This window comes from Sedimentibacter acidaminivorans (assembly GCF_017873955.1).
Classification (GTDB): Bacteria; Bacillota; Clostridia; order Tissierellales; family Sedimentibacteraceae; genus Sedimentibacter; species Sedimentibacter acidaminivorans.
Genome location: NZ_JAGGKS010000007.1, coordinates 51,299 through 67,849 on the forward strand (window position 1 = coordinate 51,299; position 16,551 = coordinate 67,849).

General features: G+C 28.9%; 20 protein-coding genes and 1 pseudogene. 20 read left to right on the forward strand and 1 reads right to left on the reverse strand.

Annotated elements, in window-relative coordinates; translation table 11 throughout:
• The first annotated feature begins 5 nt into the window (after positions 1–5).
• The 15 genes and pseudogenes from J2Z76_RS11680 to J2Z76_RS11750 all read left to right on the forward strand — a co-directional run bounded on the left by J2Z76_RS11680 (position 6) and on the right by J2Z76_RS11750 (position 9,337).
• The gene (locus J2Z76_RS11680; RefSeq protein WP_425347565.1) at positions 6–353 is read left to right on the forward strand and encodes a YbaB/EbfC family nucleoid-associated protein; all 348 of its coding nucleotides are present in this window, start codon (positions 6–8) and stop codon (positions 351–353) included.
• Positions 354–423: 70 nt separating this feature from the next.
• Positions 424–1,020, forward strand: coding sequence for a recombination mediator RecR (recR, locus tag J2Z76_RS11685; protein WP_209512246.1), 597 nt, complete (start codon positions 424–426; stop codon positions 1,018–1,020).
• Positions 1,021–1,962: 942 nt separating this feature from the next.
• Positions 1,963–2,379 carry a hypothetical protein gene (locus J2Z76_RS11690; protein ID WP_342455045.1) on the forward strand — a complete coding sequence of 139 codons (417 nt, stop codon included), beginning with the start codon at positions 1,963–1,965 and terminating at the stop codon, positions 2,377–2,379.
• Between the two features lie 109 nt (positions 2,380–2,488).
• On the forward strand, positions 2,489–2,701 hold the full coding sequence (locus J2Z76_RS11695) for a PF20097 family protein (protein ID WP_209512248.1): 213 nt from the start codon (positions 2,489–2,491) through the stop codon (positions 2,699–2,701).
• Between the two features lie 340 nt (positions 2,702–3,041).
• Positions 3,042–3,200 (forward strand): annotated as a pseudogene (locus J2Z76_RS11700) (GNAT family N-acetyltransferase); the annotation flags it as partial.
• Between the two features lie 88 nt (positions 3,201–3,288).
• Positions 3,289–3,765 carry a hypothetical protein gene (locus J2Z76_RS11705; protein WP_209512250.1) on the forward strand — a complete coding sequence of 159 codons (477 nt, stop codon included), beginning with the start codon at positions 3,289–3,291 and terminating at the stop codon, positions 3,763–3,765.
• 110 nt (positions 3,766–3,875) lie between these two features.
• The gene (locus J2Z76_RS11710) at positions 3,876–4,370 is read left to right on the forward strand and encodes a DUF5673 domain-containing protein (protein WP_209512251.1); all 495 of its coding nucleotides are present in this window, start codon (positions 3,876–3,878) and stop codon (positions 4,368–4,370) included.
• An 84-nt stretch (positions 4,371–4,454) separates the two neighbouring features.
• Positions 4,455–5,051: a hypothetical protein gene (locus tag J2Z76_RS11715; protein ID WP_209512252.1), complete on the forward strand. Its 597-nt coding sequence runs from the start codon at positions 4,455–4,457 to the stop codon at positions 5,049–5,051.
• Between the two features lie 158 nt (positions 5,052–5,209).
• The gene (locus tag J2Z76_RS11720) at positions 5,210–5,449 is read left to right on the forward strand and encodes a hypothetical protein (protein WP_209512253.1); all 240 of its coding nucleotides are present in this window, start codon (positions 5,210–5,212) and stop codon (positions 5,447–5,449) included.
• Positions 5,450–5,556: 107 nt separating this feature from the next.
• Positions 5,557–6,396: a hypothetical protein gene (locus J2Z76_RS11725; RefSeq protein ID WP_209512254.1), complete on the forward strand. Its 840-nt coding sequence runs from the start codon at positions 5,557–5,559 to the stop codon at positions 6,394–6,396.
• A gap of 228 nt (positions 6,397–6,624) precedes the next feature.
• Positions 6,625–6,819 (forward strand): hypothetical protein, encoded by a 195-nt coding sequence (locus tag J2Z76_RS11730; protein ID WP_209512255.1) that lies wholly within the window; start codon positions 6,625–6,627, stop codon positions 6,817–6,819.
• 533 nt (positions 6,820–7,352) lie between these two features.
• On the forward strand, positions 7,353–7,799 hold the full coding sequence (locus tag J2Z76_RS11735) for an NUDIX hydrolase (protein WP_209512256.1): 447 nt from the start codon (positions 7,353–7,355) through the stop codon (positions 7,797–7,799).
• Positions 7,800–7,846: 47 nt separating this feature from the next.
• A complete protein-coding gene (locus J2Z76_RS11740) occupies positions 7,847–8,071 on the forward strand; it encodes a hypothetical protein (RefSeq protein WP_209512257.1) in 225 nt (74 codons plus the stop codon).
• Positions 8,072–8,234: 163 nt separating this feature from the next.
• Positions 8,235–8,657 (forward strand): hypothetical protein, encoded by a 423-nt coding sequence (locus J2Z76_RS11745; RefSeq protein ID WP_209512258.1) that lies wholly within the window; start codon positions 8,235–8,237, stop codon positions 8,655–8,657.
• Positions 8,658–8,770: 113 nt separating this feature from the next.
• Positions 8,771–9,337 (forward strand): GNAT family N-acetyltransferase, encoded by a 567-nt coding sequence (locus J2Z76_RS11750; protein WP_209512259.1) that lies wholly within the window; start codon positions 8,771–8,773, stop codon positions 9,335–9,337.
• Positions 9,338–9,508: 171 nt separating this feature from the next.
• On the opposite strand, the gene J2Z76_RS11755 is transcribed toward J2Z76_RS11750, so the two are convergent.
• Positions 9,509–10,129 (reverse strand): class I SAM-dependent methyltransferase, encoded by a 621-nt coding sequence (locus J2Z76_RS11755; RefSeq protein WP_209512260.1) that lies wholly within the window; start codon positions 10,127–10,129, stop codon positions 9,509–9,511.
• A 297-nt stretch (positions 10,130–10,426) separates the two neighbouring features.
• Here J2Z76_RS11755 and J2Z76_RS11760 point away from each other — a divergent pair, with 297 nt between their 5' ends.
• The 5 genes from J2Z76_RS11760 (at position 10,427) to J2Z76_RS11780 (ending at position 16,384) form a co-directional block, all read left to right on the forward strand.
• On the forward strand, positions 10,427–10,954 hold the full coding sequence (locus J2Z76_RS11760; protein ID WP_209512261.1) for a hypothetical protein: 528 nt from the start codon (positions 10,427–10,429) through the stop codon (positions 10,952–10,954).
• A 454-nt stretch (positions 10,955–11,408) separates the two neighbouring features.
• The gene (locus tag J2Z76_RS11765; protein WP_209512262.1) at positions 11,409–11,870 is read left to right on the forward strand and encodes a hypothetical protein; all 462 of its coding nucleotides are present in this window, start codon (positions 11,409–11,411) and stop codon (positions 11,868–11,870) included.
• A gap of 173 nt (positions 11,871–12,043) precedes the next feature.
• Complete coding sequence (locus J2Z76_RS11770) at positions 12,044–12,877, forward strand: Cof-type HAD-IIB family hydrolase (protein ID WP_245210439.1); 834 nt, start codon at positions 12,044–12,046, stop codon at positions 12,875–12,877.
• Between the two features lie 20 nt (positions 12,878–12,897).
• A complete protein-coding gene (locus tag J2Z76_RS11775) occupies positions 12,898–13,794 on the forward strand; it encodes a hypothetical protein (RefSeq protein WP_209512263.1) in 897 nt (298 codons plus the stop codon).
• A gap of 97 nt (positions 13,795–13,891) precedes the next feature.
• Positions 13,892–16,384, forward strand: a complete 2,493-nt coding sequence (locus J2Z76_RS11780) for a LuxR family transcriptional regulator (RefSeq protein WP_209512264.1) — start codon at positions 13,892–13,894, stop codon at positions 16,382–16,384.
• Positions 16,385–16,551 lie beyond the last annotated feature (167 nt).

A 16,551-nucleotide genomic window follows, 5' to 3' on the forward strand; every position in this document is an offset into this window, starting at 1 on the left:
TGGGTATGAAAGGTAGAAAAATGCCAATGGGAATGCCAGGTGGCGGAAATATGAACAGTATGATGAAACAAGTTCAAAAAATGCAGAAACAAATGGAAGAAGTGCAAGGAGAAATTGAGCAAAAAGAGGTTGAGGCTTCAGCAGGCGGTGGAGCAATTAGCGTTAAAGTTACAGGAAAAAAATCCCTTGTTGAGTTAAAAATAGACCCAGAGGTTGTAGATAAAGATGATGTAGAAATGCTTGAAGATATGATAGTAGCAGCTATAAATGAAGCATTTAGAAAAGCTGATGAAATGATGGAAAGTGAAATGAAAAAAGTTACAGGTGGGGTAAATATTCCAGGGTTATTCTAATCAGCATTATTTATTAACATAATTATAAATTAGAGAGCTAGAAGAAGAGAAGAAAGGTTGATTATAACCGATGGAACAATATACAGCGCCAATAACTAAATTAATAGAAGAATTTGCAAAGCTTCCTGGTATAGGTAGAAAAACCGCTCAACGTCTCGCTTTCTATGTTATTGATATGAAAGGTAATGAAGTTGTGGAGCTAGCAAAAGCTATAGTTAATGCTAAGAAACTTACAAAACATTGTAAAACATGTGGAAATTTAACCGAAGGTGATATATGTAATATATGCGGAAACTTCAAAAGGGATAATTCTATTATATGCGTTGTAGAAGATGTAAGAGATATAGCATCTATGGAACGTACAAAAGAGTATAGAGGTTTATATCATGTACTGCATGGTACAATTTCACCATTGGACGGTATAGGTCCTGATGAGATAAATATTAAAAACTTAATCAGTAGACTAAATGAAGGTGTAACAGAAGTTATACTTGCTACAAATCCAACCATAGAAGGAGAAGCAACGGCAGTATACATATCAAGACTAATAAAGCCATTGGGAATAAAAGTAACGCGTATAGCGCACGGAATCCCAGTTGGTGGAGATATAGAATATGCAGATGAATTAACACTTATGAGAGCTATGGAAGGCAGACGAGAGTTTTAGAATGGTGGACGAATTTGTCACCCCAAAATAATCTCTTATCAAAAATCAAAATAGTTTTATCAAAAAGCACATTCAAAGGACCTTCCCCGGAAGTCCAGAGCGTGCTTTTTTTGTTTTGATCTATATTTTGATGGATAAAGAGAATAGAAAAGAATGATGGAAAAAGATCGATAGAAAAACCTAAACCGAAAAACACTAACAAGTAAAAACCATTGAAATTAGAATAAAAATGGAAAACATAATTGAAAAAAATATTGAAATGTGGATAGAATAGCCTGAAAACTATCTGGATGTGTAAAAGATAGATAAAAGGAGAAGAATTAAGCATTAAGATAAAAAATATTGATTACTAGAATTGATAAAAACATTGAAATATAAATTGATTTTGGCTCTGAACTACATGTATTAAGATATCGTACCGAAAAGAAAATTGATTGATAAATAGATTAGATATTGCTTATTAAAACTTGCCCCTTAACCCCGCAACTTCTTCTTATTACTTTTCTATTATTGCTTATTCTTGATATGACTTTATTATCTGAAGAAGTGGAAAAACTGACAAGAATGCTGAATTAGTCTGCCAGTTCATTAAAATTAGATTAACCGAAGGTAAAATTGAAGAATGGCTTGATATCAATGGTGGAGGGGGTGAAAGATGATAGGGGTTTATTTTCGTTTTGGGGGAAAGTTTATTAGGGGGGGACAAGAATTGTGCATTCATCAAATAAAAGAGTCTGTGAAGAAAAGTATGTAAATTAATTTAAAAAATAGCTTTCTATGATAAAATAAAATTCATAGGAGTCTTTTTTTATGGCTTCCATCCTGGTTTATCTCTATCCTTCCCTCTCTCTAATAAAGCCATAAACTCCTTGACTAAATTTCTTAACATCATTTACTAAAATTCCAAAATGTGGTACAATAATTTATAATAATAAAATTCATATTAATTCGGCTTGTGTGGAGTATATCTGTGTAGATTCACAGAAAACTTTATGGGAGTTTTATTTAGTTGACAATGCACAAATTTACTTGCAAGAAGTATTTGAATTTCTAATAGAAATGAATTATATTGTTGCATCTGAAAGTAAATCATATGATAATCTACTTATGTCACTTTGTTTTGATTATCACAAAAAAGCCTCTTGTAATGCCTATCTTTTTAGAGACGATACAGATACAAAGTATTCGACAATTGAATTTGAAAATATCAAGTTCAGGTTAGCTACCAGAGAGGATTTAAAAGACCTTGAAGAAATTAATAGGTTTGCAGATAATGTAGACTTTTTTTCGATTTGGAAAAAGAAACTCAAAATTATAATTATCCATCTAAAAAAGCTCTCGAAAAAGCTGGGTTTATAAGTAAACACAGAATGGTAAAGTTTGAATTTAAGTAGGTTATTATAGCTTCAAATTTCCAAATATTTGGTTTGTAAAGGTATAATTAGATGAAACAAGAGGAGGTGTTCAAATGTTATGTCCATATTGTGGAGATGAGATGGATAAAGGATTTGTTCAAAGTGTAAAGAAAATATTTTGGACTCGTAAAAGGAAAAAGATATTCTGGATACCTGATTCATCAAAAGATGATATTATAATTTCTGGTGATATGAATGGTTGGACTAAAGAAGCATACCTTTGTAAAAACTGTAAAAAGATTACGATTGACTTAGTAAATGATTAAAATTTAATTTAAGTAGTGGGGTTAATACGTAGTTTTCAAATTTTACGACGTAACTGTAATATATTACTGCATATAGGAGGTAGTGTCTTTGAAATTTTTTATAAATTTATTGAAGTTTACTTTGTTTTTTTTATTATGCAATTATCTGTTTATAGGTAGTCAATTTAATAAGGCTTTAATAATTGCAGTTGTTAGTTATAGTGGACCAAAACTAATTGATTATATATATTTAAAAATAAAAAATAAATATAGCTAATTCGGAATCTTCAAATATTGCGGTGCTACAAGAAGTCGTTGATTTGTATTGTTTCATAATATACTGAGTTAGCCAGAGTTTCAGAATAAGGGGGTTGGAAAAGAGTTGATGAGAAGATGTATGGAATATTTCCCTGATTCAGAGTGGTTGGTCGAAACAGAAACAGCAACAGGATTTTATGAAAAGATAGGATTTAAGCCCAATAAAGATGTCTTTTTAAATATTCCTTGCAAATGGTTTTGATATAGTTTGTATTGAACAATTTACAATTTATCGTTTAGTTAATTCGTAATTTTTGTAATCTACGATAAGCGAACGAGGAGGAAAGTTTATGAAACGGTACATAGATGCTAAACAATGTGCATGTATTGCAATTTATGCCAAAAATGAAGAAGGAAAACCAATAGAAATAGTTCAAGCAGGTACAACTATATATAGTATGCAAATAAAAGATAGAAAAGATTATCTAATGATAGAAGAAAAAAATGCAGTATTTTTTATCTTTGATGATTGCATTCCTCAAATTGATTTTTATGCTGTTCCGAGGATTGATATATTTGCAAGAGATAATCAAGACGGATACTTTGGTACTATAGGTGATATAAGTGATTTAGAGAATTTGAAAGCAATAATATGCTATATAAATAAAAATAGGAATGTATTTAAAGTTGCAAATTGTCTTCGCGAGTTTTTATTTCCTACTGATACAATTAGAGAACGTATACAACATATGAAACCAATATCTGGAATAACATTTTGCAGTTCTTTGAAAGAAGCAAAAGAACTATATGAATTTTTAAATATATAATAATAAAGGATTAGTCACAGCAGGTCGTTGATAATTTCAAAAATTTATATATTAATACATGTCGAGATTATAGTAAATGCGACAGATGAATTGTATCAGGAGGTAATTACTTGCGATTTAATATAGTATTGATTGTTTTTGTTACTATTCTTATATTATATGAAGTGCAATCATTAACACGTAGTGGGGAACTGATTGCAAAGGAAAAGAATATATTTTATATACTTCAAGTTGTCACGTGGGGTATTTTCTTTGTTGCATTTGGACTGCATTTAAAGCGTAACATTATTAGAAATTACAATAATGATATGTCTGTGGGAAATATTTTATCAAATGTTATTTGGATGTCACTTTCAATTGTGTATATCATTAGAGGTCTCAAAGGTTCAGCAATAAGAGAAAACGGAATATTTGTATTTGGAACATTTCATAAATGGTCTAAAATTCAAAGTTATAGTTGGGTATCGCCAAATATAATACAATTTAAATTTAAAGCAAGTAAATTATTTAAACGTTGCAAGCCAGTTGCAAAGGTTAATATTATCTTAAAAGAAGAAGCAGTATCAGAAGTAGAGAAAATAGTACAAGAATATTTTCCTTCATAATTTTTAAATAACTTTTGTGTCAGGATTTAATTGTTATATATAATAATTTGTAAGTAAATATAAATTACATCAGGAGATTAGAATATGAAAAATTTAAAAAATCCAGCATTTATTTATTTAATAATTAATACTATTTTAATGCAAATAATAGGAGTTATAGCATTTAATAGGTACAATTCTCAGGGATTAAAACAATTGATAATATACATGGATATAGCAGTCGTATTATCATTACTTTTCTTTTATATCACTAAAGTTTTAAATAAAAAGAATAAAATAATAGATTTTATTTTTGTTCCTTGTATTGTTTTTTTTACAATTTATTCAATATGGTCTTTTAGGAATGCTTCACCTTTTAATATAGACCCAATACCCACAATTCAAATTAGTACCCCAGATGTAAATAATCCTGCAATTAAAGTAGTTACTTTTGAAACGTATGTTGTAAATAAAAGCAAAAAACCTGTAGATGTAAAATTTTATTTTACAAAGGAAGATGGAACTGAAAATTGGTATCCATATTATGATATAATACCTGATTTACATGTTACAGAGGTATATCATATTGAACCTGAAAAAGTAGAACATATAAATTCTGAAATAACTGTTAAAACTGATGATGTTAGATTAATTACATCACACTTTACGGATGCTGATGTGCGATATGAAATTATAAAATAAGATGCAAACAGAGTTATATTAAATATGATATTAACATTGTAGCCTCTGGAAAAGTATGAAAAAATGTGGAATGAATTATGAAGAAACATTAAGGGAAGTTTCAAATTATAAGCATCAGTAATATAAAACGAATTAGATAAATTATATAGGAGGTAATTATGGATAAAAAATTATGCTATATTTTAGGAACGGTATTTATTGTTACAAGCGGGATTTTATATTCAATAGAAAGGTTTATAGCTTATTTTTCATGGATTGGTCAGATGAATGCACATACAGGGAGTTTTCCAACATATCCTGATTTACCGAGTATATTTACTAATATTTTTGTTCCAGCTTTTATTATTATGGGTGTAATTTTATTTATATTAGGATACAGAAAACATAATAAAGTGTGACGTAATATTCAAATATTACGACACAATTGTAATATTAAGTGTCGTATCATTATAGTAATATACATTAAGAGTTATTTATTTAATTTGAAAAATTTATGGAGGTATTTATGGATAAAGGAATGAAGGCAATAGTGGCTCTGTTTATTTTTAGTATAGTGCTTAATTTTTTAATATATACAAGACTTCAGGAAACTGAAAATGAAGTGAAGAACTTACGTAATAATATGTTAGCAAGTTATGAAAATTTGAATAATTCTATTTCTAAAATAGACAGAAATGTAAGTAGTCGATTAGATGAATTTGTAAATGATAATAGTTGGGTTATAAATGAAGAATTCATAATAGATTACGAAAAAACTACAAACCAAGAAGTGCATTTAGATATTCAGTGGTCATTTAATGAAATAGAAGAGAGTGCTAAGGTGTACTTGGTATACAGTGATGAAAGCGGTAAATATGTGAAGGAAGAAGCAATTAAACAAGATAACGGTATGTATAAATCATCATTAATACTTTTTTTGGATAAAATCTATAAATATAAAATTATGTCTGAAGGAAGTGTTATAAAAGCGATAGAAGAAAAAGAAATTCCAGAAGATTATTATAAACCTGGCAGAATTGAAATATCTGATATGAGTTATGAAGAAAGTAACGGCTATTTACAAAGTTTAGCAATAGATGTTACACAGCAAGGGAATCTAATTTCTGGTTTCTATAAACCTGAAAAATTACAACTTATAATTAATTATAGAAATAATGAAATGGAAATATCAGAATTTCAATTTAAAAGCGAAAGCCTATTTACAAATATATGGTCAGCAAAAATTGACAGTTTTAAAGATAAAACAGAATCTATTGTCCTAGAAATTAAATATGAAAATGGATATATCGACAGCAATGAAGTTTGGCCGAAAGATAAATTTAGCGAAAAACTAAAACATAATTAATCAAATATTCAAAGAAGTATCATTTTAATACGTCGCACTATTCTGATTTTCCGTCGAAACAGTAGTTAATGGCGGAATATCTGAAAGTACAATTTATTGTGAGCCTGATAATGTATATATAGAAAGATACTGGATAGAGATTTAAAAAATTTAATCTCTAATAACAATTTTCTTATGTAAAATTATGTGCAGCAAAGATTATTTATATAATGAGTGGAGGGCAATATTTTGAAATCAATTGGAAAAATCTTTTTAATAGGAATTGTAGTCGCGGTTATTGGGATTGTTTTTTCAGAAACATTTAGTGTTATTGTTAATGGATTAGATAGAGATACAAGTCGTATATTGGGAATGGGTACTTATATTTGCATTACACTTGTTATCTGCACAGGAGTAATTGTAGGGCAGGTAAAAAATAAGTAAAATGAGCATAATCTGTATTTGAAGATTTTATTGATATTACTAATCTAAAACTGAAATTAATAAACAATAATAATTTACAATATTCAAATGTTGTGTGTGTTAGTTCACAACCTTCTTATTCAAACAACAGTATTATAAGAAACGAACCAATTAATAATAGGCAGGAATATTAGAAATCATCATTTTGATTATATAATTAGTACATATGCAATTCATCATTTAACAGATAAAGAAAAAATTAATTTCGTAAAATTACTTTTAACACTGCTAAATGACAAAGGAAAGATACTTATAGGGGATGTTGCTTTTAAAACAAGAAGGGAATTAGAAAAGGGTAAAGAAAAATACAAACAGTATTGGGACAATGAAGAAATTTATCTTGTAGCAGAAGAAATCATACAACATTTAAATGATGTATATTTCATTGATTATATAATAATATCTCATTGTGCTGGAGTCTTAATTATTTCAAACAAATAATATTGTCAAGTGACAATAATCTTTAATTAAAGGTATGATTATTGGAGGTTAATGTGTTAGAAGTGAAATTTTATGAAAATGTTGAAGATAGTTTATTAAAGTTTGCTGTTATTGTTGCAAGGCATAATGGGAAATGGGTTTTTTGCAAGCATAGGCAACGTAATACCTATGAGGTTGCAGGTGGTCATAGAGAGGAAAACGAAAAAATTATTGATACTGCTAAGAGAGAATTATTTGAGGAAACGGGAGCATGTGAATTTAACCTAAATTCAGTTTGCGTCTATTCGGTTATTGGAAAAAATAGAGTTAATAATAGTGGTGAAGAAATGTATGGTATGCTGTATTATGCAGATATTAAAACTTTTGAAAAACTACCAGAATCAGAAATGGAAAAGGTATATTTGTCTGATGATTTGACGATAGATTGGACATACCCTCTGATTCAACCTATATTAATTAAGAAAGTTGAAGATTGGATATTTGATAATGAATCTGAATAACCAATTATTAAAATTAGCAATCTTATATGGATAAATATAAAGAACAATTGAAGATTCCATTTTACTCAAATATCAATCAACTAATCACTGCAAAAATTACTTACTCTCAAAATGCTTCTTTTCTTCTCGTTATAAATGAAATAGCACCATTTACGCTTATTAATAAAGAAATGAATCAATTTTCTGTGGAATTTGCAGATGGCAGAATAATTGCTGCATCTGACGAGATTTATCAGAAATTTATGGAAGTTTTTCATGGACCTGGATACTAATATTAGTGAGAATCTATTAAAAGAAATGTGAATTAATATGAGTAAGTAGATTTTGCGAAATATTTTAAATTAATAGTGAACAATATTCTAATGTTGAGTCGAAACAGTAATATATACGGCCGAATATAAACAAATTAAATTAAAAGGAGTTGTGAAAACAGTCATGGGAAGAGCAAAAAAATCCAAAAGATTTATATTTTATTTAATTATAATAATATTATTTTTAGCTTATAAAATTATTAATGTTCGTGATTATCTGCCGTTAAATTTAGATTATGCTACTATAAAAATTGAGACTCCGGATGCAAATAATCCTACAAAAAAATTACTGACATATAAAACTCAAGCTATAAATAAAAGTAAAGAAACTGTAAAGCTCAAATATCATTTTACAAAAGATAAAGATGCAGAAAACTGGTATCCTTATTATAATATAATACCTGATGAATATGTTTCGGAAACAGTTATTTTAAATCCTGATGAGATTAAAGAATATATTACACAATTAACAGTTAAAAGTAATGATGAAAGATTAATAACATCATTGCTTTCTGAAGTAAAAGTACAATATGAAATAATACAATAGTTAACTAATTATAGCTTCTCAATTTTCAAACTTTGCATTACAACAGTAATAAATTACGTCAGAAAAGTATTATTAATATAATATACTAATTAATTTAAAACGAGGAGGATTCCATGGAACTTTATAGGAAGGACTACATATTAAAAGATGGTCAAAAACTTACTGTACGAATTCCAGAAGTAGGTGATGCTAAAGAGTTAATAAATCAAATGCAGGTTGTTGATAAAGAAACAAAATTCTTAGCACGTGAACCTGGTGAATTTGATTTTACATTGGAACAAGAAAGTGAATTTATTAGGAATAATATGAATGATGAGAATAGTCATTTTCTACTTGGAGAAATAAACGATAGAATCATAGCAAATTGTTCAGTTGGATTAATTCAAAATAAAAAAAGGTATCTCCACAGAGCAGGAATGGGTATTGCAGTGTTAAAGGATTATTGGAACAAAGGAATTGGGAAAATAATGATGCAGGAATGTATTAATTGGTGCAAAGAAAAGGGTGTTGAACAACTTGAGCTTGAAGTTGTTACTCAAAATAGTCGTGCTATCTCAATGTATAGAAGTTTTGGTTTTGAGATTTATGGTACAAAAAAACATGCATTGAAATATGAAAATGGAACATATGCTGATGAATACTTTATGTGTTTATTCTGGACTGATATTAAAACTGAATAAAGATTTTGTTCATATAATTATATGCAAAATTATTGAGAATAGTACTGGGGCTGATTTTTTGTAATAGAAATTAGTATATTTAAATAGGAATTAGGAATAAGGTTTATGTCTAATATGCCTTTTCTAAAAAAGAGCAATAAAAGAATATCATGTAGATTGTACTAATCTACTTTAGTTATTTGTGAAATCCAATCTAATAAATTTTTTCATATTTGGTAATAAATGCTCATCAGAAAAAATCAATGTGTAACCTATTGTACTCATAGCCTTTATAAGAGAACCTTTTTTTATATCTCTATGCAATGATGAAATTTCATTTAATGCTTCTACATAAGGTGAGTCTGATACAAAATTAATATCAGGATTTTTTTGAATTACACATGACACATATGGTGGAAAATTTTTTGATAATTGTTTTACAAACATATCAATGCCAATATATTCAATAAACAAGTTTGCTATTATAATATCTGCCACTGGTAAATCATTTGCTATGTTAGATAAATCTAATTTTTTGAGTATAAGACAATTATTTAGATTTTTGTATTTTTCTTTACATACATCTAAATAATTTTGATTTATATCAATACCATAAACTATCTTAATATTTGAACTATCTATATGCTCCAAACCATTCCCACCCGCTATACCTAAAAGGGCAATTGTTTCAATTTTATATTTATGTATTTGTGATTTCATAATTTCGTTTAATTTCTGCAATTGCTGTACTGTTGATAATTTCATGTGATTCTCATAATCTTCGAGAGAAACTTTTTCCCAAGGATTGCTCATTATTCTCACCTTCCTATCGGATAAATATTTTTTGTTTTATAACTATTTACTATAAGTTCATTAGAGTAAATAGTTTTGTATAGCACTTATTATAACATTTTAAAAGAAATGTTGCACAAATTATCATATAATGGTTTTCTGATCTTTATTTCTTCAGATAAAAGAATAACAGTAGAAATTTATAATGATAAATTAGATATGGAAAAGATAAAGATCTGATGAATTTTAACAAAAAAACTTAAATCGCATATAATGGATAGTATTGATTATTTAATTCTAATAAAGGAGTCGTGTATAATGTATAATAAAAATCAACAACAATTAAACGACTTGTATATGAAACAATGTTTTAATTTATATCCTCATACAAATATGTATCCTGGTTTTTATGCTAGTACGCTAGAAAATGGGAATGCAAACAATACAGGATTCATGAGACTTAATATTGTTAGACAAAGTGATAAAGCTCCGGTACCTAATTCAACTATAACAATCTATGTAACTGATGGTATGCGTAGAGATGTTCCGATTATGCATTTAATAACTACAATAAACCCCATAAGAATAGAATTGCCTATGGCATATGAATTAGGAACTCAAATAGTAGGACCAGAATATGGCTTTTCTACATACAATTTAAGAGTAGATGCTTTTGGATATTTTGCTACTAATTTATATAATATACGCTTGTTCCCAAACACAACATCCGACTATGAGATTAATATGATTGAAGTTTCACAACTTGGGGCTGTACCAGATATAGAGGAAAGAATTGATATACCTCCTCATCCAAGAGATGTAATAGATGGTGAAGCAATAAATTAAAGTTTTTGTGATATAGAAGAGTATTTCGACAATTTTATATATTTAAGCAGAAGAATTTATAAAATATATATTACTTAAAATAGGAATCTTTCTATGTGAATATTAAAAGTGTAAAAAGATGATAAAAGTCGAGTAAGCTATGAAGAATTGCTTTCTCGACTTTTATATTGTGTAGCAACACAGTTGAGAAAATTTGAGTTTAACGCAAGGCAAAAACAATAAATTTTATTACGATAATATATCTGTTGTGTAAAAGAATTAGACAAAATTCAAGATGACATTTTAGCGGAATTATTTGTAATTTTATTCTAACTAATGTACAATACTATTATGTTATTTTTCAATAGTATATTAACACCCATAAGTTTAATATAAATAGAAAAAGGGGAAAATTTAAATAGATTATAGGATAAAAGCAAGTATTTTTTAATCATAAAATTAAGGAGTGAGTTATATGAATAAATTAAAATTATTTCTATTTTCCATATCACCATTTGTAATAGGTTATTTACTTAATTATTTAATAACAAAGTTAAACTGGTATGGTATTAGAATTTTTATTTTTAGTATTGTATTTGTTTTATATTGGTTTTTTATAGGATATAAATCTTATGATTATGTTGAAAACATGAAACAATCTATTTTGATTGGCAATAGTTTTGCGATTGTTAGTATAATTTTAGTTTTAATTCAAGAGATTATTTTAAAAAGATATTTGATTAATATAATTGGCTTCTTATCACAAATGTATTATCTACCAATAATGGGTCTAATATCGGTGATATTAAGAAAAATATTGTTTTTTGCTTCAATTCAATATATGTGGTATACATATATTTTATCTTTTGCTTTAATGATTTTTATATATTATAAAGGCTATATTAAAAAAAAATTAAGCAAAATAGAAATTGAATAAGAATGGTAAACTTTCATGATAAAAAAATAAATATAAAATCAACTTAAAGACTTTGCCCATTATGGAAGTTGAAGTTGGTTACAAATAAATTGGTAGATGCTGGAATGACAGTTATGTAGTTAACGTAGTATTAGTGTGTAGCTAATAAAGATACAGAAAGGAAAAGTGAGATAATGAAATGTAAGTGGTGTGTTTGTGATATGGATGGAACTTTATTAAACTCAGATGGTTTAATATCAATAGAAAATGAAAGTGCATTAAAGAAATTACAGGAAATGGGGATAGAAGTTATTATAGCATCAGGTAGAACTGATTTGATGATGAAATCATATATAAAACAGCTTGAATTGAAGGGACATATAATATGTTGTAACGGTGGGCTAGTAAAAAAAATTGAAACAGATGAAGTTATTTATAAAAAGCTAATTGATAAGGAAACCGCTGAAAAAGTAATAAAATATTGTTTTGAAAATGCAGTGAATTTTTTAGTATATACAATAGATATGGTATATTCAAACAGCGAGAATCAAAGGGCAAAGTATTATGAAAACCTAAACTCATCATTATCGCAGGAATTTCGTATACCGATAGATTATATAGAGTATGCTGAAATAGATAAATTATTAGAAAAAGATATTTTTAAAGTACTTATAATTGAAAAAGATGATGAACGAAAGGATTCAATTGCTAGACACTTTTCTGATGTGACAGAGCTTGCTGTAGTTACATCTGCAAAAGGATTGCTAGATATAATGGCTTCTGGAGTTTCTAAGGGTGATGCTATCAAAAAATTATCAGAAGAATTAAAAATTGATTTAAAGGAAGTAATAGCTTTTGGCGATAATTACAATGACCTTGAAATGTTCGAAGCTGTGGGATTTCCAGTAGCTATGGAAAATGCAGTGGAAGATATAAAGGCTCACTCGAAATTTATTACTCGTTCGAATGATGAGTCTGGGGTTGCTTATGCCATAGATAATTTATTTTTGAAGCATAAACAATCGTAATTATAATTATCGGAGGAAAAATGAAAATAAAGAATTTAGAAAGTATAATAATTTTGCTTGTATTGTTAAATGTTTTTACTTTGTTCAAATTAAATAACGTTAAGAATTCAATTGAAAGGCAAATGCAACAAAATGAACATGAAATAAATAACTTAGAAAATAATATAAACAATATTTATACAAATGTTGATGCAAAGCTTAAAAAACAAGCAAGTGTTCTTGACAGCTATGATGTTCAAATTAGAGGTGAATTAAATCCAAATAATTATACTGTTCCAGTTACATTGACTATAACCCCTAAAGAGTATTCAGATGAATTAACTGCTACTTTGCAATTAAATAATAAAAATATTCCTATGCAAAAGAAAGGCACATCATTTAAATGCACATTTGACGTGTATATATTTGATGATTTTAAGCTAAAGATTATTTTAGAACAAAATGGAATTCAAAAAATTGAATCAATCGAAGAATATTCTAAGTTACAGTACAAATATCTCTTAGATATATTTGGAGGGTTTAGTGGTAAAGAGTCATATAGTTCAGGTATATATAAATTTGATGGGGATATTAGTTTGAATTTTGGAAACTCTCAAAATAACAGCCCAATAAAAGCAAGTCTCGGTAAGTATTTAAATGGAACGATTGTAAGTGAGCAAGAAGTAGAATTGTCAGATCATATGGATATTCCTGTAAATGATAGTATAGAACTTAACGCTAACGATAAATTTATGTTATGTGTAAATGTTCAAGATAAATATGGTATAAATTATAAATATGTTGTGATGTTATATGAAATTGACAGTAAAGGCAAATCTGTGAATATACGTCCTGAGTGGAGTAATGGAAGTATTATAGAAATTAGTGATAAAAATGGAAATATACTGTACACTCCGGAGTATATTTTAGTAGAATAGATTATACTATAGACTTTTGCCCCTTTATTATTGAGAAATAATTGCATAAATGATATAATTATCTAAAATAAATCTATATAGAGGAAGTACAATAACTATGGCATCCAGACGTAAAAGATGTAAAAGTTTATATATACCGCAGCGAATAATAATTGAACTTGATAAATCTATGGAAAGCCCGGTCACACTTATCGAAGCTCCTTCAGGGTTTGGAAAAACCATGGCGGTAAGGGAGTATCTTGATTATTTCATAAAAGGAGAAGTCAAAAATTTTTGGTATACTTGTCTTGGAGAATCTGCTCAGGCTGCCTGGAATGGTATTTGTTTAATGATGAAAAATATTGATTCTCATACTGCTCATAAGCTGTCATTGCTAGGTCTGCCAAATGATGATAATCTTGCCCATGTAATGATTAATATACAGGATATAAGTTGCAAGCAGGAAACTGTGTTTGTTATAGATGATTATCATCTTATACAAAAGGATATGCCGATTAAATTCCTAGAGGCGCTTACACATCACAATAACTTATCTTTGCATTTTATTATAATTTCACATCCTACTTCCGTAACAGAAGAGATGTTTGTTGATGTGCCTCTAATTAGGTATATTGGAAGTAGGATATTTTTATTTGATAAAAATGATGTTCAACAATTATTTCTTCATAATGGTGTTTCTATGACTCTTGAGAAAAGTGGTGAAATTCACTCTATAACGGAAGGATGGATAGCAGCCTTAAATATGTACTGTACAGAGTATAAAGTAGAAGGAAAATTCAGCATATGCGGGGGAATTAACGATTTAATAGAAAGAACTATATGGAACCGAATGACATCAAGAGAGCAGTCTCTTCTGCAGTCACTTTCAATATTTGAATCGTTTTCTGTCGGGCAAATTTGCGTAATTCTTGAAAAAGACAAATTTCCTGATTATGCACGTAAACTTATTAAATATAATAATATGGTCCGATATGAGGAAAATCTTAGAGGATATGTTATGCAAAGTTTGCTGAAAGAATACCTGCTTCACAGAGTTGAATGCAACTGCTCCGCAGAAGAAAAGAGTATGCTGTATGAGCGCGCGGGACTGGCTTGTGTTGTAGAAAAGCAATATTATCAAGCTGCGGGCTTTTTTTATAAGGCTGAAAATTACGAACAGCTGATGAAGCTTCCCCTTAAAGGAAAAGATTTGACAAATTATATGGGTAAAGATTCTGACATGTTCATGATGAATGTGATAGAAAGCACTCCATCCAAGATTTTGTATAAATACCCTCAGCTACTTTTTGTGTTCGCTTTTGAATTGTTTTTACTAGGTAAAATCGAATATTTTAGTCGTATGTGCAGTATTATAAGTGACATACTGAACCTTGAGTATGCTTTGGAGCCGGATATACGAATGATGCTCAAAGGTGAGTTTATTCTTCTTATGTCATTTACAAAATTTAACGATATTTATGAAATGAGTATAATGCATAGGGAGGCATATAAAATACTTGGAGGACCTTCGAAATTAATAGTGGCAAATCATGCATGGACATTCGGTGCGCCATCAGTTTTATATATGTTTTGGGGAAGAAGCGGACAACTTTCTGAGGAAATGAAGATAATGAACGAATGCATTCCTTATTACAACAAGCTTGCAGGTGGTCACGGCAGCGGAGCGGGAGAGGCCATGAGTGCGGAGGCATTATTTATGCAGGGAGATGATATTTCATCTGAATCCCTGTGCTACAAAACCATTTATATGGCAAATATCCACAGGCAGGATAGCATAGTGCTGTGCGCCTATCTGCAACTAGCGAGAATCGCTATATTCAGAGGAGATACTAAGGCATATTTGCAGGCGATGGAGGAAATACAGAATACCATTAACGTAGCGACTGAGCATCGTATCCAATATGTTGGGGATCTCTGCCTAGGTTTCCTGTCTGTTTTAAGAGGAAAAACTGATGATGTTAAGCTGTGGATTACAGACTTTCGCTCCATTTCTTCAAGTCTTTATGAGGTGGCAACTTCTTTTGCTCATGTTATTCATCTCAAATATCTTTGGGTAGAGGGAGGCGTAAACAAACGGTCAGAGATATGGGGTTTTGCGGAGGCATATCTTTCATTGGCGGAGAAACTTAACTTCCTGTTTCCAAAGCTATACATATTTATAATTCTTGGATTGCTGAATCATGAACTAGGAATGTTTGGAGAAGCACAGAAATATATAAAGCGTGCTCTTGATATAGCTATGCCAGACAAGGTTTATATGCCTTTTGCTGAGATGGGAAAAGAAATAGTGCCTCTTATGGAAAGAGTTTCGTTGATTAATGAATATCAGGAAAGCGCGAGAAAGATTCTGGAGTTGGCGAAAAAGCAGGAGTTTGGTGTCAGTTGTATTAATCAGCAGTTGAACAGAGATAAATACAACCTTACCCCAAGAGAACAGGAAATTTCATCACTTGCTGCTGAAGGTATGAGTAATGCCGATATAGCTGAAAAACTTTTTATTTCTGTTTATACGGTTAAAAATACTTTAAAAAAGGTTTTTGTAAAGCTTAATATAAAAAAACGTGATGAACTCAAGCAGTTCAGACTTTAGACTTAAAGCCTGAACTGCTGTTAAACAATTTTATGTAAGTAGTAATACAAAATATAGCCCTTAGGGGCTATGTTTTTTTTCCATTTTAAAGAATAATATAGAGTTATATAATAATATATTTTTTTATGTATTTAAAAGATAGAGGGAAAATTCAATATGAATTTATA

Excerpts from the sequence above, each read along its gene's own strand:
- J2Z76_RS11680 (WP_425347565.1), top strand. The coding sequence starts at position 6 with ATGAAAGGTAGAAAAATGCCAATGGGAATGCCAGGTGGCGGAAATATG.
- recR (WP_209512246.1), top strand. The coding sequence starts at position 424 with ATGGAACAATATACAGCGCCAATAACTAAATTAATAGAAGAATTTGCA.
- J2Z76_RS11695 (WP_209512248.1), top strand. The coding sequence starts at position 2,489 with ATGTTATGTCCATATTGTGGAGATGAGATGGATAAAGGATTTGTTCAA.
- J2Z76_RS11705 (WP_209512250.1), top strand. The coding sequence starts at position 3,289 with ATGAAACGGTACATAGATGCTAAACAATGTGCATGTATTGCAATTTAT.
- J2Z76_RS11715 (WP_209512252.1), top strand. The coding sequence starts at position 4,455 with ATGAAAAATTTAAAAAATCCAGCATTTATTTATTTAATAATTAATACT.
- J2Z76_RS11720 (WP_209512253.1), top strand. The coding sequence starts at position 5,210 with ATGGATAAAAAATTATGCTATATTTTAGGAACGGTATTTATTGTTACA.
- J2Z76_RS11725 (WP_209512254.1), top strand. The coding sequence starts at position 5,557 with ATGGATAAAGGAATGAAGGCAATAGTGGCTCTGTTTATTTTTAGTATA.
- J2Z76_RS11745 (WP_209512258.1), top strand. The coding sequence starts at position 8,235 with ATGGGAAGAGCAAAAAAATCCAAAAGATTTATATTTTATTTAATTATA.
- J2Z76_RS11750 (WP_209512259.1), top strand. The coding sequence starts at position 8,771 with ATGGAACTTTATAGGAAGGACTACATATTAAAAGATGGTCAAAAACTT.
- J2Z76_RS11755 (WP_209512260.1), bottom strand. The coding sequence starts at position 10,129 with ATGAGCAATCCTTGGGAAAAAGTTTCTCTCGAAGATTATGAGAATCAC.
- J2Z76_RS11760 (WP_209512261.1), top strand. The coding sequence starts at position 10,427 with ATGTATAATAAAAATCAACAACAATTAAACGACTTGTATATGAAACAA.
- J2Z76_RS11765 (WP_209512262.1), top strand. The coding sequence starts at position 11,409 with ATGAATAAATTAAAATTATTTCTATTTTCCATATCACCATTTGTAATA.
- J2Z76_RS11770 (WP_245210439.1), top strand. The coding sequence starts at position 12,044 with ATGAAATGTAAGTGGTGTGTTTGTGATATGGATGGAACTTTATTAAAC.
- J2Z76_RS11775 (WP_209512263.1), top strand. The coding sequence starts at position 12,898 with ATGAAAATAAAGAATTTAGAAAGTATAATAATTTTGCTTGTATTGTTA.
- J2Z76_RS11780 (WP_209512264.1), top strand. The coding sequence starts at position 13,892 with ATGGCATCCAGACGTAAAAGATGTAAAAGTTTATATATACCGCAGCGA.